We start from the raw sequence: 24,126 nt of genomic DNA on the forward strand, positions 1-24,126 counted from the left end.
TTTTAGAACTTATATTTTAGCTGAAAAAGTACATAACCACTTAAAACGGGTTTTCTTACAAGTTCTGAATAGTTTGAATTACTGTAATTTTCTAAAACATTTACATTATCTATGTTTAAGATATTATTACCAATTAATGAATATTCAAAGTTTGTTTTTTCTTTTGAAAACCTTAAAATTGGGCTAATGTTTAAATAATTAGTTTGTATAGATTGATTTTTGAAATTAAAATAATCAGTATTTAAATTCCAATAGACATTTCTAAATACTTTACCATTTAGTTTACAATATATTTGATATGAGTTTAATTCACTTTTGAAATCGTTATATAAATAGGTGTCGTTAGATGCTTTTATGCCTACATTAAAATAAACTGGAAATTCTTTATATCTTGATTTTATTTCAAACATTCCAGAGAATAAGTGATTTTTAAATTCTACTTCGTTATTATTATTAAGCACTGTTTTGGATAAATTTGTATAAGATGTACTAATAGAAAAAGCGAATGGTAATTTTCGTGGTTGCTTTTCAATGAAAATTAACATGGAATTAAATTTTTCTCCTGAAATTATGCTATTACTAAGAAAAGTAATGTTTTCTGTTGAGATTATGTTATTTTCAATAGATTTTATGTTTCTTCTGTGTGAGGCATTAAATATGAAAGAAAATTTATTTTTAATATCAAAACTAAAATAATTTAAATTATATTGTTGTGAAGGTAAAATACTTGTTGATGCTACATTATAATTATTAGTTACTGTTCGGTAATCTTTTACAATGTCATAAACTAATAAGTTGTCAACATTAGTATTGTTATTTGATAAAGAATTGCTTATTTGTAAAATATTTGTAGAATTAAATCGCGCTTTTAAACTTGCGTTATATCCAAAATAAGAAACAAATTGCGAATTGTTATTAAAATTAATATTGTTAACAGAATAATTTGGTTTAAATGAAATGTCAAAAATAGAGTTAATTTGATATTTGATACTCAAACTTGACGAACTTATAAAATTGTTTAATTTTAAATTATTTATGTTGTCAGAATTATTTAATACTGAATTTAGTTTAGAATTATTAATATTAAGAGTTTGTAAAAATTGAAACGTAAACTTATTTTTTGTGAACTGATATGATCCTAAGTTTTTAAATTCACTTGTTGATTTTTTTGAGTATTGAACTAAGCTATTGTCACTATTTAAGTAATTTGTTGTTAAAAAAACATCATTAGATTTGATTTCCAAATCATTGTTGTTGTTTGAGTTTATGTAGAAGGTTTTAAAATTAAAATAACTATTTTTAATTTTTTTACTTAAATTATAGGATAAATTGAAAGTTTGATTTTCTAATTGATTGCCCTGATTAATTTCTTTTGAGATAGAATTCGTAAGATTCAGTATATTATTTGTGTTTTTGTTTATATCAAATAAGAAATTGGATTTTATTGTATGAATTGTGTTTTCGTTTTTTTTATATACTAATTTTGCATTTAGTGTTCCAAATGTGTTTTTTTCTATATTTCTTTTATCTTCAATAATTGTTAAATCAGTTTCTAAATCATAATATTTTTGTTCCCTAAATAAATTCAAAGTTTGATTGGAGTTATTTATTATAGAATAAAAATCGAATTTAGTTTTCTTGTTAATGTTATAAATTAAGTTGATTGAATTGAAAATATTTTTTTTAGAAGAAACCCTGTCTTTTGAAGTTAAAAAATTAGGAATGTCATTGAGATTTGAAAAAACAACTTTACTTTCATTGCTTTCCTCTTTTTCTTCTGTTAAATCCAAATAATCATCTATTGAAATAGGATTTTCAGCAATGTTATTTAAGTTTGTTATTACAGAAAATTGAAATTTTTTATTAAAGTTGAAAATTGAATTTTTTACTTTGTATTGCCTGTCAAAACCTTTTCCTGCCTCAATAAAACCAGTAACTTTGTTTTTATATTCTTCTTTGATTTTTATGTTAAGAGCCGTTTTTCCAGATTTTTCTTCTTTGTTTAAATTTTCATAGCCAATATAATTTTGTATTAATTCAATGGAATTAATTAAATTAGAAGGTAAATTTTCTGTTGCGATTTGATGCTGGTTTTTATATAAATCTTCACCATCGATTAATAATTTATCAATTGTTTTACCATTTGCAGTAATTTTTCCTTTATCATTTACATTTAAGCCAGGTATTTTTTCTATTACATCTTTCAAGTTTTCCTCTGTTCCATTTAAAAATTTCTCTACCTTATAGGTTGTGGTGTCTCCTTTTTGAGAAATACCCGAAGATTCAGCTTTTACTATTACCTCTTTTAATTCTTCAATATTTTCAATTAATGTAATTGTGCCAAAATCATTTAAGCCATCATTAATTTTAATTTGCTTTTTTATGGTTTCAAAACCAATAAATGAGATTTTTAATAAAATTTGAGTTTGATTTAATTTTTTTGATAATTCAAATTCACCATTCGAGTTGCTTGTTGTAAAAAGTAGCGTATTTGAATCATCAAAACTTTTAATTTGAATAGAAGCATTGCTAATTGGATTACCATTGGTGTCCTCAATTTTTCCTTTGAATGTTTGACCGAAACTTATAAATGGGAATAACAGTATTAATAGTTTAAATTTTAAAATGAAATTTGAATTATTTTCCATTCAGAGTATTTGTTTCGTATTCTTTTATAGTTATCGGTTTTGTTGTAATTTCAGGTAATAAAATTTCTGTAGAAGTGTTTGAAATTATTTTTATTTTTTCAAACTTTAAAATTGTTTTGTCATCAATTTCAATTTGAATTATAAATCCAGGCAGTCCGTTAAAATCCATTGGTCCATCATTTATACTTATATCTTCACAATACCATGCGGTTATGTATTGCGATTTGTTTAGTATATTTTTTATTGTTGTAGCTTTTTTACAATTGTATCCAGATATTATTTTGCTTTCGTTTTCTAACTTCCATTCGTAAGTTGGTAAATTATCAGAAATGTATATCTCATTGTTGTTCTTTTCTGAGTACACTCTGTAATTTGAAATAGAAAAATCTTTATAGTAAAATATTTTTTTTGGTTTAATTGTAATAGCTTCCGATGCAAATTTTTCACCTGGCACTTCTTTATACTCATTGTAGATGGTGTCAATATAAGTTCCTCCACCTTCTATTAATTCTTGCAAGGATTTATTCTTAGAAAATGTATAGCTAAAGTATAATGGTTTTTTTGCACGTTCAGATAATTCACTCGTGTCTCCAATACCTTTTAAAGCTTGTCTTGTGTAAATTCCTTTAAGTGTTTGGGAATAACATATAAAACCAAAAAAAAATAATAATATAAAAAAAGAATGTTTTGTTTTCATTGTTTTAAATTTAAAACAGGCTTTTTAAAGCCTGTTTAGTTTTTATAGTGAATACCATCTACATCTGTAAGTGATTGTTACAGTTGTAGTTCCTGCTAAATCGTTATCTTCCTCCACTCTTCCAATTTCATAACAAAACCAAAAATCATCTTCATTTAATTCTTGAGTGTTTGTTAAAACAATTTCTTGATTTTTAATAAAATCATTCTCTTTCATTTCATTTGTATTTGCAATAGCAAATGATGAAATCATAACAGTAGCAATTAAGCTAAAAAATAGTTTTTTCATAATTTATAAAAAATTTAAGATTATGAATTCGAAATAAAAAAAAAAAAAAAATGAAAAACAAGTTTTTTGTGTTAAAATTTCCTACAAGTTTATTTCTGGTTTTTTTGTAATGTATGTTTAAGTAAAATATTTTTAAAATAAAATATTCGTTATCAAAAGGTTATAAAAAAGTTTTAATTTTTATTTAAAAAGTACTTGCAAGAATAAAAATATGTACTATATTTGCACTCGCAATACGGAACAAGTATAGCAACGTTCTTTAAGAGATTACAATACGAAACGCGAAAATAGCTCAGTTGGTAGAGCGCGACCTTGCCAAGGTCGAGGTCGCGGGTTCGAACCCCGTTTTTCGCTCTATACCAAAATATTTGCTTGAGTGGTGGAATTGGTAGACACGCTGGACTTAAAATCCAGTGGGTAGTAATGCCCGTGCGGGTTCAAGTCCCGCCTTGAGTACAAAAGCTCCGAACATTGTTCGGAGCTTTTTTTGTTTAGAAAATTCTTAGTTTAAAAAATTCTATTATCTTTAAAGAATTCTTTATAAAATTATCAATCACAACTATGGGTACATTTGTAATCGCACAACGATTAAGTGGAGTTTATAAATATGAGTTTGTTTCCAGAAAAGGAAAAACTATTTTTACGAGCAACGATTTTGAATTGCGTTTTGAATGTGAAGAAGAGATAGAAAAGCTTAAAAGTTCTTTAGAAAGATGCGTTTTTATGCGCTTTAAATCGTCTAGTGGAAAGTTTTTCTTTAGATTGATATTAGATGAACATGAAATTGCAGTGAGCAGGAGATATACTACACAATTGTTGCTTCAAAAAGGGATTGATGAAATCATCAAGTATGCTGACAAAGCGGAGTTTTTAGACTTTTCATCTGCCGAAGACATATTTGGTAATTTATAGGAATAAAAAAATCCCGACAAAATCGGGATTAATTTATTTCAGAAAGTTAAAATTATTTTTTAACAGCTTCTTTAACGTCTTTAGCAGCTTCTTCAACTTTAGCAGCTCCAGCTTCAACAGCACCTTCAACTTTAGCAGCAGCAGAATCAGCAACTACAGCAGTAGAATCAGCAACAGTTTCAACAGTTTCTTCAACTACAGCAGCAGTAGAATCAACAGCAGCTTCAGTGTTTTCAGCAGCTTCTTTACAAGAAACGAACATAGCAGCAACAACTGCTAAACTTAATACAACTTTTTTCATTTTGTTTTAATTATAAAAGGTTAAAATTTTGTTTTGAATTGACTTTCACAATTCTGGTTTTTTTATATTTTAAAAAAAGCCCCACTTAGTGGAGCTTGATTTTTTCTGTCAGCAATAAATTACTTAGCAGCTGGAGCTTCTGTAGCAGCTGGAGCTTCAACAGCAGCAGAATCAGCAACAACAGCAGTAGAATCAGCAACTGGTGCTTCTTCAACAGCAGGAGTTTCAACAGCAGTAGAATCTACAGCTGGAGTTTCTGTAGCAGCTTCTTTACAAGAAACGAACATAGCAGCAACGATAGCTAAACTTAAAACAACTTTTTTCATCTTACTAAATTATAAAGGTTAATTATTAATTCGGAGCAAAGATATAAATTTTTTAACATGTCAAAATATTTTTAGACAATTTTTTTAATTTTTTTTTCTTTGGATTCCGAAATGCTATATTTCAAATGCCGTGCCAAACTTTATTTTTTAAAAAAATATTCTAATTATTTGGCTTTTTGAGACTTAGGATAAACAATAGTCATCTCTTCTATAAGGTTTTTCGCACCAGCAAACTTGTCAATTACGAACAAAATGTATCTTGCGTCAACCATAATGTTTCTACAAATCTCAGGACTGTAGTAAATGTCGCTCATTGTACCTTCCCAAACTCTATCAAAGTTTAATCCGATTAGGTTTCCTTTTGCATCTAAAGCAGGACTTCCAGAGTTTCCTCCAGTAGTATGATTCGTTGCAATAAACGCTAATGGCATTTTCCCGTTTTTATCGGCATATCTTCCGTAATCTTTTGCATTGTACAAATCGATTAATTTTTTAGGAACATCAAATTCGTAATCGCCAGGAATATATTTTTCGATAACACCATCTAAATAACTTACAGGTTCGTAAATAACTGCATCGCTTGGTTTGTAGCCTTTTACTTTTCCATAAGTTACACGTAGTGTACTGTTAGCATCAGGGAAAATTCTATCGTTAGGAAAGAATTCCATAATACCTTTCATATAGGTTCTTTGTAATGCAATGTTTTTTAAGTTGATCTCATCAAACTTAGGTGCTACATTTTTTTGGTAACTATCTGCAATTGATTTTACCAATTGATAGCCTTTATCCTGATTTAATTTTTCTAAAACTGATTTAGCATCACCATTCAATAATTCTTTCAAACCATTGAAGTTAGTTAATTTAGAAGAACCAAAAACACTAGTTGTTAAAGAAGAAGCATTAACATTGTTTAAACTTTCAGGTAAAAATTGTTTTGGAGATTTTGTAGCATATAAATTAATTAATTGTTCAAAAACTTTCTCATCAACTTGAGCGCTGTAATCTTTATATAGACCTTCAAATCCTGAAATTAAATTGTTCTTTCTGTCATTAAATGCTTGTTCGCCTTTTGTATTGTATACTTGTTCTAATTGATACAAACGGTATCCAAAAGATAAAATTTCTGAATTACGTAAAACAACTTCTGTAAAGTAATCTCTAGCAATAGCATATTCTCTAATGTCTTTGTAGTTCTTTTCAAAATCAGCTAAAATAGTTCCGTATTCTGCTTGCTTTCCTGCTTTGTTAACTCTTTCTTGGAATTTCTTTTCGAAATCTTTTTTAATGGCAACTGCATTGGATTTTTTCAAACCTTTAGTTTCTCCAATCCATTTTTTCCAATAATTCGCAACACCTGCGTATTTTGAAGCGTACTGAATTTTAATTGCGTTATCTTTTCTCATGAAACCATCTTGCACTTTTAAAGCGGCATCACGAATTTCAATTTTAGCCGGATTCAAATCATTTACAATTTGTTCTACGGCGAATGATGGTAAATATTCTTGTGTTCTTCCTGGATAACCCATTACCATAGTGAAATCGTTTTCTTGAATTCCTTTTGCAGAAACTGGGAAAAAGTGTTTTGGTTTGTATGGAACGTTGTCTTTTGAATAGTCTGCAGGACGATTGTTTTTATCAGCGTAAATTCTAAACAAAGAGAAATCTCCTGTGTGACGAGGCCAAACCCAGTTATCAGTATCAGAACCAAATTTTCCAATTGAACTTGGTGGTGCTCCAACTAAACGAACATCTTTGAAATTTTCGGTTACAAATAATAAGTATTGGTTTCCATCATAAAAAGCACGAATCATTACATCTTGCCAAGCTTCTTTTTGGAAACTTTTGCTAACAGTAGCAATATTTTGTTGGATTTTCTTTTGTTTATCGCTTTCGGTTGGAAGATTTAAAACACCTTCAAAAATTTTATTAGTAACATCTTCAATTTTAATGATGAAAGTTACTGTTAAATCTTTGTTTGGCAATTCGTCTTCCATTTTGTAAGCCCAAAAACCATTCGTTAAATAATCATTTTCAACAGTAGAATGACTTTGAATATTGTCATAACCACAGTGGTGATTGGTTAAAAGAAGTCCTTTTGGTGAAATCATTTCAGCTGTACAACCGCCATCAAAATGAGGAACAGCATCTTTTAAGCTGGAATTATTTACCGAATAAATATCATCGGCACTAATTTTCATTCCCAAAGCTTTCATTTCTTTTTCATTGGTTCCTTTTAAAAGCGAAGGAATCCACATGCCTCCTTGTTGCGCTTGAACTTGGAAAACAACTAAAACAAGTAGTAATTTTAAAAATTTCATAGGTATAATTTTATTTAGGGACTTTGTATTTCATTAATTTTCGGTTGTGAATTACAAAATCGTGTGCAAGATACAATTTTTGTGCGTTTTCGTTATGCGGTTCGACTTCTAAATACAGTAATTTTAACGATAATTTAGGAACTTCTTTCTGAATAAACTGAATAGCTTCTTTCCCAATTCCTTTTCCACGAGCGGTTTCTTTGATGAATAATTCGTCTACAAAAGCAATTTTCCCACCATATTCGAAACTGAAAATAAATGTTAGAATGATGTAACCTACAATTTCATTTTCAGTATATATTAACCAAGATTTTCCAAGATGTTCATTCGAAATAAATTCCTGAAACAAATTTTTAGCTACTTCAACATCAATCGGATAATTGTCAATCGCATAGAAATCTTGCATCATTTGAGTGATGGTTGAAATGTCTATTATTTCTAATGGTTTGAAGCTTGTCATTAGTTCAAAATATGATTCATAATCGTTTGAGTCGCTCCTTTATTCATTTGAACAAATGTGCTGCAAATGTGCCCTTTTTCTAATCGTTCGTCTTCGTTGTGAAGCAACAAATCAAAAGCTTCATTTAATTGGGTTTGATTTTGAATCGAAATACAACCTTCCATATTTACCAAAGCCGTAGCTTCAGCAAAATGCGAATAATTTGGTCCAATTACAACCGGAACACCAAAAGTAGCCGGTTCCAAAATATTATGCACACCCGGATTTCCAAAACCTCCACCTACATAAGCAATATCGGCATACGAGTAAATTTTGGTTAAAATCCCGATGGTGTCAATAATGAAAACCTGAAAAGCCTCTATTTTGTCATGCTGAACTTGTTTCAGCATCTCATCTTTTTCCGAATACAAAATCGTTTTCTTTTGAATTTGATTTTTGAGATTTGAAATTTGCTCTTGTTTGATATTATGTGGCGCAATAATAAATTTCACGTCATCCGAAATTTGATTAATGTAATTCACTAATAAACTTTCATCTTTTGGCCAAGAACTTCCAATAACGATAGTGGTTGTATTGTCTTTAAATTGTTCGATAAAATCCAATGAATTATCACGTTCTAAAATTGAAACTACTCGGTCAAAGCGCGTGTCGCCAGAAACTTTTACGTTATTAAAACCGATACTTTGTAAAAGTGTTTTTGAACTTTCATTCTGAACAAAAAAGTAATCAAATGTTTTAAGTGCGTTTCTGTAAAATCCGCCATACCATTTAAAAAACGCTTGATTTTCTCGTAAAATTCCTGAAATTAGATAAGTCTTTATTTGTTGTTTCTTAAGTTCGTTCAGATAATTTGGCCAATATTCATATTTAATAAAAAACACCATTTCGGGATGAACTAATTTGATAAATTGTTTCGCATTTGAAATCGTGTCCAAAGGCAAATAAACCGTAACATCAGCAACGGCATTGTTTTTTCGAACTTCATAACCCGAAGGCGAAAAAAAAGTAACCACAATTTTATGACTTGGGAATTGTTGTTTGATTGCTTCAATAACAGGTAAACCTTGCTCATATTCGCCCAAAGAAGCGGCGTGAAACCAAATTGTTTTATCCGAAGTTTGAATTTTATTAGCCAAAGTTTGAAAAACCGACTTTCGTCCATCAACAAAAAGTTTCATTTTTGGACTAAAAACCGCAATTATTTTTAGCAATTGTGAAGCTAGAATTACAATTAAATTATATATTTGTTTCATGCCTTTAATTAAGATTATAAAAGTACGATTGTTTCATCAAATAAAAAAAAACATGAAATTATTTTCAATACGAATGGGTGTTTTTGCTGTTTTATTTTTCGTCTTCAATTTATTAGCAAAGAAGTATCTTTTTGAAGATCAGATTAATGAAAAATCAATATTTGCTACATTAGTTTCTACTATAATAGTTTGTTTATTTCTTTATTTTTTAAACAGAAAAAAAACTACATCAAAAGATAATTAGTAATTTTGCTAACAGAAAATTTCAATTATGAGAAAATTGCAAATGGTTGACTTAAAAAGTCAATACGAAAAAATAAAAGAAGAAGTAAATGCTTCTATTCAAGAGGTTTTAGATACAAACACATACATTAATGGACCTTTGGTTCACCAATTTCAGGCTGATTTAGAAAAATATTTGGGCGTAAAACACGTAATTCCATGTGCTAACGGAACCGATGCGTTGCAAATTGCCATGATGGGATTAGATTTGAAACCAGGTGACGAGGTAATTACTGCTGATTTTACATTCGCTGCAACAGTAGAAGTGATTGCGTTATTGCAATTAACTCCAGTTTTAGTAGATGTCGATATGAACAATATGAACATTTCATTAGAAGGAATTCGTAAAGCAATTACACCAAAAACTAAAGCTATTGTTCCAGTACATTTATTCGGTCGCGCTGCCAATATGGATGCGATTATGGAAATTGCTCGCGAACATAATTTATACGTTATTGAAGATAATGCGCAAGCCATTGGAGCAGATTACACTTCGAAAGATGGTTCTAAAAAGAAAGTAGGAACTATTGGTCATGTAGCGGCAACTTCATTTTTCCCATCTAAAAACTTAGGGTGTTATGGTGATGGTGGAGCAATTTTCACGAATGATGATGCTTTAGCACACAAAATAAGAGGAATCGTAAATCACGGAATGTACGAAAGATATCACCATGATGTAGTAGGGGTGAATTCGCGTTTAGATAGTATGCAAGCTGGAGTTTTGAAAGCGAAATTACCACATTTAGATACGTACAACAAAGCACGTCAAGATGCTGCAAGAAAATATAGTTTGGCTTTGGGTGTGAATCCTAATATTTGGGCTCCAACTATTTGTGAATCTTGTGATTGTCATGTATTTCATCAATATGTAATCCGAATTATGAATGGAAAACGTGATGGTTTATTAGAGCATTTACAAGCAAAAGGAATTCCTTGTGCAATTTATTATCCAATTCCATTACACAGTCAAAAAGCGTATGCAGATGCACGTTACAAAGAAGAAGATTTCCCTGTAACAAATCAATTGGTAAAAGAAGTAATCGCATTACCAATGCACACAGAATTAGATGACGAACAAATTAAATTTATTACAGATTTGGTTTTAGAATTTGTTTAATTCATATTTGAGAGACGCGATTTATCGCGTCTCTCAATTTAATAAAAAAGAATGAAAATACTGGTTACAGGCGGTTTAGGATTTATAGGTTCTCACACGGTTGTTGAATTACAAAATGAAGGTTTTGAAGTAATTGCAATCGACAATCTTTCTAATTCATCAATTGATGTTTTGGACGGAATTGAGCGAATTACAGGGAAAAAGCCTTTATTTGAGAATATCGATTTGCGAGATAAATCGGCTGTTCAAAATTTCTTTTCTAAATACCAAGACATTTCAGGAGTGATTCATTTCGCTGCTTCAAAAGCAGTAGGAGAAAGTGTTGAAAATCCGCTGTTGTATTACGAAAATAACATCAATTCTTTAGTGTATTTACTTCAAGAGTTACAGAAAAAATCAGAAGCTCATTTTATTTTCAGTTCGTCTTGCACGGTTTACGGTCAAGCCGAAAAAATGCCAATTACTGAAAATGCGCCTATTCAATCTGCGATGTCACCTTACGGAAATACAAAGCAAATAGGTGAAGAAATTATTACAGATGTTGCTAAAGTAACCAACATTAATTCCATTTTATTACGTTATTTCAATCCGATTGGAGCGCATCCTTCGGCTGAAATTGGTGAATTACCTTTAGGAGTTCCACAAAATTTAGTGCCATTTATCACACAAACCGCATTTGGACTTCGTGAAAAATTATCCGTTTTTGGTAGTGATTATCCAACTTCTGATGGAACAGCAATTCGTGATTACATTCATGTGGTAGATTTAGCAAAAGCACACGTAATAGCTTTACAACGTTTGTTGAAGAAGCAAAACTCCGAAAAAGTAGAAACCTTTAATTTAGGAACAGGAACTGGAAGTTCGGTTTTAGAAGTGATAAATGCTTTTGAAAAAGTGTCCAATCAAAAATTAAATTATCAAATCGTAGGTAGAAGAGAAGGAGATGTAATCGAAGCTTATGCAAATACTGACAAAGCAAATACTGTTTTAGGTTGGAAAGCACAATCTACTTTAGAGGAAGCTTTAGCAAGTGCATGGAAATGGGAGAATAAAATCAGAAATAAATAAAATAAAAAAATCCTCAATTGAGGATTTTTTTATTTTTCGACAGATTCTTTTACTTTTTTAGCGCCTTTTTCAACTTGTTCAGCGCCCTTTGCAATAATAACTTTTGCTTTTTCACCTACTTTTGAAGAATCTATTGCTTTTTTAGCTTTTACTTTTGCTGAATCTGCCGCTTGTTTTAAATCGGTTCCTACTGATTCAGAAGCTTCTTTTACTTTTTCTTTTGTTTCTTCTTGACAAGAAAGTAATGTCGTTGCGATTGCAATTCCTAAAAATATTTTTTTCATGGTTGAATTTATTTATAAAAATAAAGTTACAAAATTAATGCCAAATGAAAGTGAAATATTTTTTTGCCAAAAAGTAATTACTCAATATCGTTGTTTTTCTTAAACTCTTCTACTTCTTCCTTGGCATCTTGTAATGTAGTAGCTTCTAATTTTAATTCTACTACATGAATTATTTCTGCATATTTTGAAGGTTTAATAGAACTTCCAAATTCAATTGCATAGCACTTTGCAAATAGCGCTCCTAAATATAAAATGACAGAAGAATAATAAACCCAAACCATAATAATTACTAATGATCCCGCAGCTCCATAAATGGTTCCTAAAGACGATTGAGAAATGTAAAATGAAATTAAAAATTTCCCAAACATAAAAAGTAAAGCGGTTGTAATTGAAGATACTCTAACTTGCTTCCAAGTAATGTTGGCATCAGGTAATATTTTGAAAATTACTGCAAAAAGTAATGTTATCACTGTTAATGTTACCAATGTTTGTCCGATGTAAACCGAATAAACAGCCGCTTCAGAAAAATGGGCAAATAACTTTTGGTTCAATGAATCTAAAATGGCAGATAATCCTAAAGAAGCCAATAAAATAAATCCCAAACTTCCAATTACACCAAAAGAAAGTAGTCTTGATTTGAAGTATAACCAAAAACTAGAACGTTTCTTGAGTCGAATTCCCCAAATAGAATTAATAGAATCTTGAATTTCAGCAAAAACAGAAGTTGCTCCTATTAATAAAGTTACGATTCCAATGAGTGCAGGAAATCCACTTTTGTTAGAAATGGCAATATTTTTAATCATTTCTTGCAATTGAATAGCGGCTTTTTCACCTAAAAAATCTTTGATTTGAAGAAATATTTCACCTTCAATTGCATCGGTTCCAAAAAAAAGCCCCACTACATATAGTAAAACCATAAGTAGTGGAGCCATTGAAAATACGGTTGTATAAGCTAATGAGGCACTTTTTTTCATGATTTTGTGTTCTCCAAATTCGGAAAACGTGGAATGAATTACATCCCATAAATCTTTGTAGTACGCTTCTCTAACTCCTTTCAAAATAGGTTATGCCGAAATCGTTTCGACTTCTTTATCAATTTTATTTACTAATCCTACTAATACTTTTCCTGGACCAACTTCTGTGAAACTCGTTGCGCCATCTTTAATCATTTGTTGTACTGATTGTGTCCATTTTACAGGAGCAGTTAGTTGAATGATTAAGTTTTTCTTAATTTCATCTGCATCAGAAACCGCACTTGCAGTAACATTTTGATACACTGGACAAATTGGAGCTGAAAAAGTAGTTGCTTCAATCGCTGCAGCTAATTCTTCTCTTGCTGGTTCCATCATTGGTGAGTGAAAAGCACCACCAACAGGTAAAATCAAAGCACGTTTTGCACCAGCTTCTTTCATTTTTTCGCAAGCTAATTCCACTGCTTTGTATTCTCCAGAAATTACTAATTGACCCGGACAGTTGTAATTTGCAGCTACCACAATGCCATCAATAGAAGCACAAATATCTTCTACAATTTTGTCGTCTAAGTTTAAAACAGCAGCCATTGTTGAAGGTTTAATTTCACACGCTTTTTGCATAGCAATTGCTCTTTGCGAAACCAATTTTAACCCGTCTTCAAATGATAAAGCACCATTGGCAACTAAAGCAGAAAATTCACCTAACGAATGTCCGGCAACCATTTCAGGTTTAAAGTTATCTAACGTTTTTGCCAAAATTACTGAGTGCAAGAAAACAGCTGGCTGTGTAACTTTAGTCTCTTTTAATTCTTCAGCTGTTCCTTCAAACATGATATCTGTAATTCTAAAACCTAAAATTTCATTCGCTTTTTCGAATAATTCTTTTGCTACTGCTGAATTTTCATATAAATCTTTTCCCATTCCTGAGAATTGTGCTCCTTGACCTGGAAATACGTATGCTTTCATAAATTTTGTTTCAAGTTTAATGTTTCAAGTTTTTCTTGAATAGCAAAAATAACATTTTTATTATAATTCGATTGAATTTACAATTTCCAATAATTGATTTTTCAAATCTTCATTTGTGATTCCTTTTTCAACATCAAAATTATCGTTGAAACTAGGTAACGAAAAACTACCTTTTACAATTCCGCCTTGAAACGGAAATCGTTTTGTAGCAATATCTAAAACCGAACTTCCACCACGAGCACCAGGAGAAGTTGCTAATAACAACATTGGTTTTTCTTGAAAAGTTTTAGCATTTATTCGAGAAGCCCAATCTAAGATATTTTTAAATGCTGACGAAAAATTCCCATTATGTTCGGCAAACGAAATCACAATGAAATCGGCACTTCCTATTTTAGCATAAAAATCTTGCGCTAATTGTGGAATTCCATTTTCTTTTTCGTTATCAACAGAATATATTGGCATTTCATAAGCATTCAAATCTAAAACTTCTACTGTTGAATTTTCAAATTGATTGGCTGTATAAGTTGCCAATTGTTTGTTGATAGAATTCTTGCTTGATGAAGCTCCGAAAGCGATAATTTTTTTCATGTATTTATTTGTTTAACCAATTCCCCATTACTTTTCTTAATATTGGTAATAAAACAAAAATCATTAGTGGAACCAAAATTCCAGTCATGATTAATGTTTTTAATGGTAATGGTAAGTTTTTAATGTAATCTCCAATTAAGTAGGTTAAAAGAGTTATGGCTGGATAAATGGCCAACCAAACCATGATGGCAAATTTCCATTTAGGCGATTGATTCATTAATTTTCTTCTATATACTTTTTTGTTTTTAAAACAGCACTTTTTAATAATTCTAGATTTCCAATGGCTGCTTTAGATGTTTTATCGTTCCAATTTGTAGTAAAAGTCATTTCGGTTTCTTCCTCCGAAACAAATTTTGCATCATTATCTACATATCCTTCCATCGTTGGATGTTCTAAAAGTAGAAATCTAACTTTATAAGGAATGAAAGTAATTTTTTCTTTTAGAATGGTAGTTGTTTCTGGAGTTGTTACAGTCATTTGTCTTATTACAAATTCTGTGTTTTTTTCAGAAATAATCACATCACTAACCCCTGGAACAAAATTTTCAGGATGTTCAATTTTATTGAGTAAATGACTCCAAACTTTTTCGAGTGAAGCATTAACAGTAACGGTGAATTCAGTCATTTTATTTTTCGTTTAAATAATACGTTAATGCTCCAGAAGGGCATTTGTTAACGGTTTCAATAATTTTTTCTGTGGTTGAATTATCAGGTGTAATCCAAGGTTGTTCTTTTGGTTTAAAAACATCTGGATTGTTCTTAACGCAATTAGCAGAATGTGTACATTTTCCAGACTGCCATACAATGGTTACTTCACCATTTGTATATTCTTTTTTAATGTCTTTTGGATCCATGATTACTTCGTTTAAAATTTATAATACGTCTCTAAATTCAGGAGTTTTATCAAAAACATTTTTCGCAAACGGACACAAAGGCAAGATTTTAATTCCTTTTTCTCTTGCAAATTCCACAGCTTTGGTTACCATTTTTTTACCAAAACCTTTTCCTTCGTTTCCTGGATTCACTTCGGTATGGTCAATGATGATTTTATCTTCGCCAGCAAAAACAAATGTCATCATAGCTTCTTGTTTGCCTTCTACTTCAATGTAAAAAGCACCTTTGTTGTCGTTTATTCTAAGATGCACTTCTTCGGTCATAATTATGGTTTTTAAATTTCAACATTCGTTATTCAAAATTGAATATTCAACATTTTAAACTTGGAACATTCAACAAGGAATTTTGAATGTTGAAATAATTAATTTATTGTTCCATCGGAATTTCTATTACTAAAAATTTAGCATTAGAATTCGCTTTGATTTCAATTTCATTGGTTGCCCAAATTCCGATTGCGTCTCTTCTTTCTAATTTTTCTCCATTTACTTCAATTTCACCTTCAATGTTCATGATGTAAAATCCGTTTCCTTCTTTTTTCAAATTTAATTTTTTTGAAAAACCGTTGTCAAAATCACTCAAATAAAACCAAGCATCTTGATGAATCCAAACTCCTTCATCGTCTGCATTTGGAGATAAAATTTGAGCAAAATTATTTTTTTGTGATGATTGGTCTAAAGTAATTTGTTGATAACGAGGTTCCACATTTCTGTACTTTGGAAATAACCAAATTTGAAACAATTTTGTGTGTTGGTCATGATTTGGATTAAACTCGCTATGTTGAATTCCTGTTCCAGCACTCATAACTTGTACATCACCTGTTTTGATGGTTGCGGCATTTCCCATACTGTCTTTGTGTGCTAAATCACCTTCAAGCGGAATTGTAATAATTTCCATATTATCGTGTGGATGTGTTCCAAAACCCATTCCTGCTGCAACTGTATCGTCGTTTAAAACGCGCAACATGCCAAATTGAACTCTTTCTGGATTGTACCAACTTGCAAAACTAAAACTATGATACGCATTTAACCATCCATGATCTGCATGGCCTCTTGAATCTGCTTTGTGTAAAACGATATTTTTCATAATGTATAAATTTAGTAATTATTATGATACAAATTTACAACCAGAAGATTCTGAAAGCACTTAATGTAGATTAAGAAATTATCGTATAGCCGAACGATGATCTATATCTAAAATTTCATAAATAATTTTTAAGTGATATTTTACGGTGTTTTCAGATATAAAAAGTTTGGTAGCAATTTCTTTATTGGTTAAACCAGAACGAATAAGTTCAATAATTTCTTTTTGACGATCGGTTAAATTATAGTTTGATAAATTTAAAGTTGCATTTCCTTTTTCGTCTAATGCTTGGGTTAAACGTTCAATTTCATTGTGAATTCTTGTGTTCTCTTTTTCAACTAAAATTCTTTTTGCCATATTTGATTGGTATAATCTAAAGGCAAAATACAATAGAAGAAGTAATGATATAATAACACCATATAATATGTAATCTATATATTTTTCATTTTGTTCTTTTAGCTGTCTATTCTCGTCTTCTAATTTTTTTTCAGCTAATTCTAACTTTCCATTGGCATCGGTTGCATTGTAATATTTTACAATGGAATCATATTTTTTTTGTGTAAAAAAAGCATTTTTATAATCTTCATTTTCTTGTAATATGTTTCGCATCACTTGGTATAAATACATTTCATATTTTACCTTATTGTATTTTTTTGCTAATAATAAACCTTCTTTAAAAGCAGTATCACGCTTTTCAAAAAGCTCCATTTTATTATAAAGCTCCATTTTTTTACCATAAATATTGGGTAAATTCTCAGGAGAATTTGCTTTAACTAATGCTGCTGCTTCATTTAGTAATTGTTCTGATTTTGCATAGTCTTTGTTTAACATTTTAATATAACCATCTTGCATAATAATCCAAGATTGTGTGGGAATTGATAAATGTTTAAAATTTATTTTTCTTAGATGAACTATTAAAGCTTCTGCTTTTGGATAATCTTGTGTGTCAAAATAGACAAAACATTTTTCAGCATCAATGGTGTTTTTAACCTCTTCTTTGTGGTCACTTTGCAAGCCTTCGGCAAGGGCTAAATCTAATTTATAAAGAGCTCTATTGTAATTAAACAATCTCTTGTATGTATAAGATTTTAATAAATAAGCATAATATTTATCATAGTGAGTAGCATCTTCACTATTGGTAATTTCTGATAAAATTGCTATAGATTTTTCATATTGCAAATTATCATTAAACGTTTTGATTTGGTTTTCTAATTTTTTGAGTTTTTCAGATTGCCCAAAAGATTGAGTAAATACAAACAAAATTAAAAGCAATAAGGGGAAATGCTTTTTTATCATACCTAAAAATTTTCTCAAAGATAAAAAATGAACTATTAATTGTGAAAATAAGTTTTCATTTTAAAATATTGATTATCAATTATTTGAATAAAACTACCCATTGGGTAGTCGTAAAAACTACCCGTTAACTACCCGAACAAAATTAGATTTTAATACAAGTCTTGCTCAACTTTGTAGCAAACAAAATACAAATGAAAATTTTAGAACGTATTAAAAATTATTTCCGTCTTTTCTCCATTAAAAGAAATGAAGCGATTTACACATGTATTCAAAATGATATTCCTTTAACAGATGAAAATATTAAAGAAGTAATGCAAGTATTAAAACAAAAAGAAAAAAACAAATGTTAATAAAAAACTAAAAATTAGTTTTTAACGTACTTAGATGAGGACTCATCTAAGTACATAATAGTTCTGGAAAATGGATAAAAAAACAAAAAAATATTACGATAAATTTTTTAAAAAATTTTAATATGGAGAATAATTCAATTTCAATTTATGTAGACAGCTTGCCTAAAGGATCTGTAATAATGTGGTACGGTGAAGATACTAACGTTCCGAAAGGTTGGTGTATCTGTGATGGAGGCAATGGCTCACCTGATTTAAGAGGTAAATTCCCCATTGGTATAAACAACATGAGTATTAAGGATAATGACAAGTGGTATTCTTTTAGTAAGGGAGATCATAAGGAAGGTTTTAATACTCATATTACAGAGCAAAATATCCCAACACACTCTCATACTGCAACAGTTAGTGAGAATGGTAATCACAAACATAAAATTGGTATGAGAGGAGCTACTGTAAATGTTACACAAGGTTATGTCTATGGTGGGAATGATTCTGGAAAGTCAACAGAAGATTATGTTGAAGAAGCTGGAAGTCATACTCATATCGTTACAATTGGAAATACAGGAAAAGGTGAACAATTCAACGTAATCCCACCATATTTAGCACTGTATTTTATTTATAAATATCAATAATCTAACACAAATGAAAGGAGGAGTCGTTATTATTGGTTCTCTGCTTTGGCAAGATGGTTCTACTCACGAACCATGGAAACCTGTGAGAAAGGAATGGAGAGATAATTATCTAAAACCTAAAGAAAATTATATTCCCATTAAGTTTCCCATACGATATGGAAGATATTCTGAAAACAATGAATTTCCTGTTCAGATTAATAATGCTACACATAGTGGTTACGAAATTAAAACGAATATACAAAATAGAAAAAATGATGGAAGCTATTATTTGAATACTAATAACAAAGCAATATTTCCACTTTATACTATGGTTTTATCATTAGGTAATAAAGATTTAAAAAATTATGGAACAGCTTTTTTGTGCCCTTTCAAAACTGAAGTAAATACTATTGAAGATATCAAGGAATGTGTCAAGCAACTTTCTATTGCAGAAGGAATTTTTTTAAACGAAAATACTTTTTTTAGAAAAAAGTGGGGTGGCGTTTCTATCTACGTTAGCCCAAAATTTATTCGTGACAATAAACCATTCAGCGATGAAATTTTTAATTTATGGAAGGAGAAATTAGGAAGTAAAAAATGGCTTTCTCAATTTGAGGGTTTTGAAGATGATAATGCTTGCATACTTCATACAGAAGGAAACAAAATTGGTACCATTAATTTAGATACTATTATTGCTCAAGATTCAAAACTTCAATCAGAAGTACATTCGTTTGATTTTTTATTGGTAGCAGTTACTGTTCCAAAATATGAAAATGATCAAATAAAGAGATATCCAAGTTCTAAAGAAATTGGTCAATTTGCTCAGTCTGATTTAAGAAGATATTTTCAAAACAATTATAAAAACGGAATAACAACTTTTCAAGATGTTGATATTCTAAAACATTTCAACTAATATAATTTTAAAACTATGAACAAAACAATTACATTATTTTTTTTGATACTGGTCTCAGTCAACAACATTACAGCACAATGCACAACAGGATATAACGGTAACAATACCATATTTACCGAAGCCTTACGAACAGGGCAAACTTTTCAAGTTACATGCACAGGTTTGTTGAGCACAATTGTTTTTAATCCTACAAACCCTAATGTCGATGATTTGAGAGGTCAGAATGTTTTTGTTGGAGTTCGTTTAAGAGATAATGCCGGTGCTATCATAGCAACAGCAACTATAAATGGAGCTTCAAACACAGACCAATGGTTTAATGGTGCGACTATTACGGCTGATTTTACAACTGCAAACCTTACATTAACTGCAAATACAACCTATCGTTGGGAGGTTTTTGAAACTACAGATAATATACCATTATTCTTATTTGGTAGAAATAATACAAACCCATATGCTTTAGGGAATTATTTTCAAGACAATACTTCTATTTCAGGAGCAGATGCAGAGGATTGGACTGTTAATGTACAAGCAAATTTAAGTTCTGAATTATTTGAACAAGAAAAAATAAGCGTTTATCCAAACCCCTCAAACGGAATTTTTAACATTGAAAATGAAGGTTCTACTACTATTGAGATATTCGATATTTTAGGAAATCAAATTACAACACAAAAAGCTACTGTTGGTACTACAATGGTAGACTTAAATGGTTTTACAGCAGGCATTTATTTTGCTAAAATCACCACCGAAAACAACCAAACACAAACAGTAAAATTGATTAAACAATAACCTTGAAAAACATAGAAAAATATCGTTTAGAAATTCTATTATTTATTTTATACACAGGTATAATTTATACCATATTATTTTTTTTTTAATTAACTAATTATGAATCAAATGAAAATTAAAAAATTACTCATTGCCACACTTTTACTGGGAGCTTTTCAAACACAAGCGCAAGAAGTCGTAGCTACTTCAGGAGGTAACGCCTCTGGTACAAACGGAAACGTTAGCTATACAGTAGGACAAGTGGTTTACACGACTAACACAGGAACCACGGGTTCAGTAGCACAAGGTGTGCAACAACCTTTTGAAATTCAAACTGTGTTAGGTGCAGAGAATTTTAATATTAACCTGCAATTAGCGGTGTATCCAAATCCAACAACCAACTGGTTACAACTTGAAGTGCGAAATACAGATTTCGCAAATCTTTCGTATCAATTGTTTGACTTAAATGGAAGAATGATTTTAAATGAAAAAATTACTGCCGAAACTTCTTCCATTCAAATGGAACGCTTACCAGCAGCTATTTTTATGTTAAAAGTGGTAAGCAACAACAAAGAAGTGAAAACGTTTAAAATCATTAAAAAAGAGAATTAATCATGAAAAAAATTACACAATTAATGTGGGCAATAACACTTTTCATAAGTGCATTTACCCAAGCTCAAACTCCAGGTGACATTGTTCAAAGTTTTGGAACCGCTAAAGGTTTTAATAGTGCTGTATTTTCTACCGTTGTTCAACCTGATGGTAAAATAGTAGTAGGAGGTAGTTTTACTACTTATAAAGGTGCTACTGAAAATCGTCTCGTTCGTTTGAATGCAGATGGCACAAAAGACGCTTCGTTTGATATAGGAACAGGTTTTGATGCTCAAGTTCAAACAATGGTACTACTATCCGATGGTAAAATCTTAGTAGGAGGTAGTTTCACTTCCTACAATGGAGTTACTGAAAATCGTATTATTCGTTTGAATGCTGATGGTAGTAAAGACGCCTCATTTGCAACAGGAACAGGGTTTGGTAGTACAGTTAGAGTAATTACATTACAATCTGATGGTAAAATTATAGTAGGAGGAGATTTTACTTCATATAATGGAGTAACTGAAAGCCGTATCATTCGTTTGAATGCAGATGGTACAAAAGATGCATCATTTGCTGTAGGAACAGGTTTTAACGGTAGTATAAATGCAGTTGCACAACAACCCGATGGTAAAGTTTTAGTAGGAGGGGGTTTTTTTATATTTAACGGTGCAACTGGAAAAAACTATATTATTCGTTTGAATGTAGATGGTAGCGAAGATGCTTCATTCAATGTTGGAACAGGGTTTAGTACTTCTACAAATTCATTAGTAGTGCAACCAGATGGTAAAGTTTTAGTTGGAGGTCAATTTGTTACTTATAAAGGTGCTACTGAAAATCGTCTCGTTCGTTTGAATGCAGATGGCACAAAAGATACTTCTTTTAGTACAGGAACAGGGTTTAATGGTACTGTAAATCGTGTTGCACTTCAACCTGATGGTAAAATTATGGTAGTAGGGCTTTTCACTTCATATCAAGGAATTACTGAAAATCGTATCATTCGATTAAATACTGATGGCACAAAAGACGCTTCGTTTAATTTAGGAACAGGTTTTAATGACGCTACAGCTCAAGTTGCAATTCAATCGGATGGTAAAATTTTAATTGGTGGAGTTTTCATATCATACAACGGACTTAGTTTAGGTCGAATTATTCGTTTAAATACTGATGGTAGTAATGACGCATCGTTTAATACTGGATTAGGATTTAATAATTCGATCTCAACAACTGTAAAGCAACCCGATGGTAAAGTTTTAGTCGGCGGTTTGTTTGTTACGTACAAAGGTCTTATTGAAAACTATATTATTCGTTTGAATACTGATGGCACAAAAGATGTTTCGTTTGTTACAGGAACTGGATTTAATACTACTGTTAGGGCAATCGCATTACAACCTGATGGTAAAATTTTAGTAGGAGGAAGTTTCACTACATATAATGGGTTAACTTCAAATAGCATTATACGATTGAATAGCGATGGGAGTACTGACACTTCGTTTAATGTAGGAACAGGATTTAATAATATTGTTTACTCAATAGTAATGCAGCCCGACGGTAAAATTTTAGTAGGAGGAAATTTCGTTAACTATAATGGTGATGTTAGTTCCTATATAATTCGTTTGAATACAGATGGTAGCAAAGATGCTTCGTTTAATATTGGAAATGGATTTAATAATACGGTGTTTTCAGTTGTACTTCAACCCGATGGAAAAATGGTAGTAGGAGGTAATTTTACTTCATTCAACTCAGTAACTGAAACCCGTATCGTTCGTTTGAATACCGATGGAAGTAAAGACGTTTCGTTTGTTGCTGGTACAGGTTTTAATGCTACTGTTCTAACAATTGCGGTTCAATCCGATGGAAAAATCTTAGTAGGAGGTATTTTTACTTCATTCAATACAGTAACTGAAAATCGTATTATTCGTTTGAATGCAGATGGTACTAAAGATGTTTCGTTTGTTTCAGGTACAGGTTTTAATAATGGTGTTAGGGCAATCGCACTGCAACCCGATGGTAAAGTTTTAGTAGGTGGTGATTTTACGGGTTATAATGGAATTACGGAAAATCGTATTATTCGTTTGAATGCCGATGGTAGTAAAGAGGTTTCATTTGTTACAGGAACAGGATTTAATGGTCCAGTTAACACTATTTTTCTTCAATCAAATGATACAGTGTTAGTGGGAGGAGGTTTTACAACCTATAACGATGATAATTCTTCTGCTTATTTAATAGGTTTACACGCTCCATCAACCACTTTGGGATCAAATGATTTTTATCAAAAAACGTCATTTGTAGTCTATCCTAATCCAGTAAACGATGTATTAAACTTGCAAATAAATAATGTTGCAAGTATCAAAAATGTAAAAATATTTGATTTGCAAGGTAAATTATTATTACAAAGCACCAATGAAACAATTAATGTAAGCGAACTTTCAAAAGGAATCTACATTATTAAAGTTAGTACAGAAAATGGTGAAACCACTAAAAAGTTCATTAAAAACTAAATACAATCATGAAAAATATTAAAAAACTTATAGTAGCTACTTCTTTATTTATTGGAAGTTTAGCTTTTGCCCAAGCTCCAGAAAAAATGAGCTACCAAGCCGTAGTGCGTAACACTACCAATAATTTAGTAACCAACCAACCGGTAGGCATGCAAATTAGCATTTTACAAGGTTCGGCTACAGGTACAGCGGTTTATATTGAAACGCAAACCCCAACCTCTAATGCAAACGGTTTAGTGAGCTTAGAAATTGGTGGAGGTGCAGTAGTTTCAGGAAACATGACAACAATCAACTGGGCTAATGGTCCGTATTTCATCAAAACAGAAACCGACCCAACAGGCGGTTCTTCCTACACTATAACTGGAACTTCCCAATTATTGAGTGCCCCTTATGCTTTATATGCGAAAACTTCAGGTAGTTCAATACCTGGTCCAGCAGGGCCAATGGGTCCTCAAGGTCCACAAGGTTTAACAGGTCCTCAAGGTCCAGCAGGAGCAAACGGTTTAGATGGTGCAACAGGTCCTATGGGTCCACAAGGTATCCAAGGTCCAGCAGGAGCAAACGGTTTAGATGGTGCAACAGGTCCTATGGGTCCACAAGGTATCCAAGGTCCAGCAGGAGCAAACGGTTTAGATGGTGCAACAGGTCCT

General features: G+C 31.0%; 27 protein-coding genes, 2 tRNA genes and 1 pseudogene. 12 read left to right on the forward strand and 18 right to left on the reverse strand.

What is annotated here, in order from left to right; genetic code table 11:
* Positions 1–2: 2 nt before the first annotated feature.
* From M9Q43_RS12680 to M9Q43_RS12690, 3 genes are read right to left on the reverse strand one after another with little or no spacing between them, the layout of a single operon-like run.
* Positions 3–2,648, reverse strand: a complete 2,646-nt coding sequence (locus M9Q43_RS12680; RefSeq protein ID WP_262319246.1) for a carboxypeptidase-like regulatory domain-containing protein — start codon at positions 2,646–2,648, stop codon at positions 3–5.
* Positions 2,638–3,345 (reverse strand): GLPGLI family protein, encoded by a 708-nt coding sequence (locus M9Q43_RS12685; RefSeq protein ID WP_262319247.1) that lies wholly within the window; start codon positions 3,343–3,345, stop codon positions 2,638–2,640. The genes M9Q43_RS12680 and M9Q43_RS12685 overlap by 11 nt, the downstream gene beginning before the upstream one ends.
* 42 nt (positions 3,346–3,387) lie before the next feature.
* Positions 3,388–3,633 carry a hypothetical protein gene (locus tag M9Q43_RS12690; protein ID WP_262319248.1) on the reverse strand — a complete coding sequence of 82 codons (246 nt, stop codon included), beginning with the start codon at positions 3,631–3,633 and terminating at the stop codon, positions 3,388–3,390.
* Between the two features lie 281 nt (positions 3,634–3,914).
* Here M9Q43_RS12690 and M9Q43_RS12695 point away from each other — a divergent pair.
* The 3 genes from M9Q43_RS12695 (at position 3,915) to M9Q43_RS12705 (ending at position 4,545) form a co-directional block, all read left to right on the forward strand.
* Positions 3,915–3,987, forward strand: a tRNA-Gly gene (locus M9Q43_RS12695).
* 16 nt (positions 3,988–4,003) lie between these two features.
* Positions 4,004–4,089 (forward strand) — tRNA-Leu (locus M9Q43_RS12700).
* Between the two features lie 105 nt (positions 4,090–4,194).
* The gene (locus M9Q43_RS12705) at positions 4,195–4,545 is read left to right on the forward strand and encodes a YegP family protein (RefSeq protein ID WP_262319249.1); all 351 of its coding nucleotides are present in this window, start codon (positions 4,195–4,197) and stop codon (positions 4,543–4,545) included.
* A 52-nt stretch (positions 4,546–4,597) separates the two neighbouring features.
* On the opposite strand, the gene M9Q43_RS12710 is transcribed toward M9Q43_RS12705, so the two are convergent.
* The 5 genes from M9Q43_RS12710 to M9Q43_RS12730 all read right to left on the reverse strand — a co-directional run bounded on the left by M9Q43_RS12710 (position 4,598) and on the right by M9Q43_RS12730 (position 9,203).
* Positions 4,598–4,846, reverse strand: a complete 249-nt coding sequence (locus M9Q43_RS12710; protein WP_262319250.1) for a hypothetical protein — start codon at positions 4,844–4,846, stop codon at positions 4,598–4,600.
* A 119-nt stretch (positions 4,847–4,965) separates the two neighbouring features.
* A complete protein-coding gene (locus M9Q43_RS12715) occupies positions 4,966–5,172 on the reverse strand; it encodes a hypothetical protein (protein WP_262319251.1) in 207 nt (68 codons plus the stop codon).
* 164 nt (positions 5,173–5,336) lie between these two features.
* The gene (locus M9Q43_RS12720; RefSeq protein ID WP_262319252.1) at positions 5,337–7,490 is read right to left on the reverse strand and encodes a S46 family peptidase; all 2,154 of its coding nucleotides are present in this window, start codon (positions 7,488–7,490) and stop codon (positions 5,337–5,339) included.
* 10 nt (positions 7,491–7,500) lie between these two features.
* Positions 7,501–7,950, reverse strand: coding sequence for a GNAT family N-acetyltransferase (locus M9Q43_RS12725; RefSeq protein ID WP_262319253.1), 450 nt, complete (start codon positions 7,948–7,950; stop codon positions 7,501–7,503).
* A complete protein-coding gene (locus M9Q43_RS12730) occupies positions 7,950–9,203 on the reverse strand; it encodes a 3-deoxy-D-manno-octulosonic acid transferase (protein ID WP_262319254.1) in 1,254 nt (417 codons plus the stop codon). Before M9Q43_RS12730 ends, M9Q43_RS12725 begins: the two co-directional genes overlap by 1 nt.
* A 271-nt stretch (positions 9,204–9,474) precedes the next feature.
* Between M9Q43_RS12730 and M9Q43_RS12735 the strand changes: the two genes are divergently transcribed.
* Positions 9,475–10,602 (forward strand): DegT/DnrJ/EryC1/StrS family aminotransferase, encoded by a 1,128-nt coding sequence (locus M9Q43_RS12735; protein ID WP_262319255.1) that lies wholly within the window; start codon positions 9,475–9,477, stop codon positions 10,600–10,602.
* A gap of 51 nt (positions 10,603–10,653) precedes the next feature.
* Positions 10,654–11,670, forward strand: a complete 1,017-nt coding sequence (galE, locus tag M9Q43_RS12740; protein ID WP_262319256.1) for a UDP-glucose 4-epimerase GalE — start codon at positions 10,654–10,656, stop codon at positions 11,668–11,670.
* A 29-nt stretch (positions 11,671–11,699) separates the two neighbouring features.
* Here galE and M9Q43_RS12745 read toward each other — a convergent pair whose 3' ends face one another.
* The 10 genes from M9Q43_RS12745 to M9Q43_RS12790 form a co-directional block, all read right to left on the reverse strand.
* Positions 11,700–11,954, reverse strand: a complete 255-nt coding sequence (locus M9Q43_RS12745) for a hypothetical protein (RefSeq protein WP_262319257.1) — start codon at positions 11,952–11,954, stop codon at positions 11,700–11,702.
* A gap of 77 nt (positions 11,955–12,031) precedes the next feature.
* Positions 12,032–13,012, reverse strand: a complete 981-nt coding sequence (locus tag M9Q43_RS12750; RefSeq protein ID WP_262319258.1) for a YihY/virulence factor BrkB family protein — start codon at positions 13,010–13,012, stop codon at positions 12,032–12,034.
* Positions 13,013–13,018: 6 nt separating this feature from the next.
* The gene (gene fabD, locus M9Q43_RS12755) at positions 13,019–13,891 is read right to left on the reverse strand and encodes an ACP S-malonyltransferase (RefSeq protein WP_262319259.1); all 873 of its coding nucleotides are present in this window, start codon (positions 13,889–13,891) and stop codon (positions 13,019–13,021) included.
* Positions 13,892–13,951: 60 nt separating this feature from the next.
* Entirely contained in the window at positions 13,952–14,479 is a 528-nt protein-coding gene (locus M9Q43_RS12760) for an NADPH-dependent FMN reductase (protein ID WP_262319260.1), read from the reverse strand.
* 4 nt (positions 14,480–14,483) lie between these two features.
* On the reverse strand, positions 14,484–14,696 hold the full coding sequence (locus M9Q43_RS12765) for a hypothetical protein (RefSeq protein ID WP_111566109.1): 213 nt from the start codon (positions 14,694–14,696) through the stop codon (positions 14,484–14,486).
* Entirely contained in the window at positions 14,696–15,103 is a 408-nt protein-coding gene (locus M9Q43_RS12770) for an AtaL-like protein (RefSeq protein ID WP_111566108.1), read from the reverse strand. Before M9Q43_RS12770 ends, M9Q43_RS12765 begins: the two co-directional genes overlap by 1 nt.
* A 1-nt stretch (position 15,104) precedes the next feature.
* Entirely contained in the window at positions 15,105–15,332 is a 228-nt protein-coding gene (locus M9Q43_RS12775; protein ID WP_262319261.1) for a (4Fe-4S)-binding protein, read from the reverse strand.
* An 18-nt stretch (positions 15,333–15,350) separates the two neighbouring features.
* Positions 15,351–15,635 (reverse strand): GNAT family N-acetyltransferase, encoded by a 285-nt coding sequence (locus M9Q43_RS12780; protein WP_262319262.1) that lies wholly within the window; start codon positions 15,633–15,635, stop codon positions 15,351–15,353.
* Between the two features lie 103 nt (positions 15,636–15,738).
* Positions 15,739–16,455 carry a pirin family protein gene (locus tag M9Q43_RS12785; protein ID WP_262319263.1) on the reverse strand — a complete coding sequence of 239 codons (717 nt, stop codon included), beginning with the start codon at positions 16,453–16,455 and terminating at the stop codon, positions 15,739–15,741.
* A 78-nt stretch (positions 16,456–16,533) separates the two neighbouring features.
* The gene (locus M9Q43_RS12790; protein WP_262319264.1) at positions 16,534–17,748 is read right to left on the reverse strand and encodes a helix-turn-helix transcriptional regulator; all 1,215 of its coding nucleotides are present in this window, start codon (positions 17,746–17,748) and stop codon (positions 16,534–16,536) included.
* A 191-nt stretch (positions 17,749–17,939) separates the two neighbouring features.
* Here M9Q43_RS12790 and M9Q43_RS12795 point away from each other — a divergent pair, with 191 nt between their 5' ends.
* The 7 genes and pseudogenes from M9Q43_RS12795 to M9Q43_RS12825 form a co-directional block, all read left to right on the forward strand.
* Positions 17,940–18,098, forward strand: coding sequence for a hypothetical protein (locus M9Q43_RS12795; protein ID WP_262319265.1), 159 nt, complete (start codon positions 17,940–17,942; stop codon positions 18,096–18,098).
* A 179-nt stretch (positions 18,099–18,277) separates the two neighbouring features.
* Entirely contained in the window at positions 18,278–18,727 is a 450-nt protein-coding gene (locus M9Q43_RS12800; RefSeq protein ID WP_262319266.1) for a phage baseplate protein, read from the forward strand.
* A 10-nt stretch (positions 18,728–18,737) separates the two neighbouring features.
* Entirely contained in the window at positions 18,738–19,619 is an 882-nt protein-coding gene (locus tag M9Q43_RS12805; protein WP_262319267.1) for a hypothetical protein, read from the forward strand.
* A 15-nt stretch (positions 19,620–19,634) separates the two neighbouring features.
* A complete protein-coding gene (locus M9Q43_RS12810; RefSeq protein ID WP_262319268.1) occupies positions 19,635–20,405 on the forward strand; it encodes a T9SS type A sorting domain-containing protein in 771 nt (256 codons plus the stop codon).
* Between the two features lie 99 nt (positions 20,406–20,504).
* Positions 20,505–20,996, forward strand: coding sequence for a T9SS type A sorting domain-containing protein (locus M9Q43_RS12815; protein ID WP_262319269.1), 492 nt, complete (start codon positions 20,505–20,507; stop codon positions 20,994–20,996).
* Between the two features lie 2 nt (positions 20,997–20,998).
* The gene (locus tag M9Q43_RS12820) at positions 20,999–23,476 is read left to right on the forward strand and encodes a T9SS type A sorting domain-containing protein (protein WP_262319270.1); all 2,478 of its coding nucleotides are present in this window, start codon (positions 20,999–21,001) and stop codon (positions 23,474–23,476) included.
* 8 nt (positions 23,477–23,484) lie between these two features.
* A pseudogene (locus M9Q43_RS12825) lies at positions 23,485–24,126 on the forward strand (collagen-like protein); the annotation flags it as partial.

Origin of the sequence: Flavobacterium odoriferum (assembly GCF_025499515.1) — a bacterium.
GTDB classification, from domain to species: domain Bacteria; phylum Bacteroidota; class Bacteroidia; order Flavobacteriales; family Flavobacteriaceae; genus Flavobacterium; species Flavobacterium odoriferum.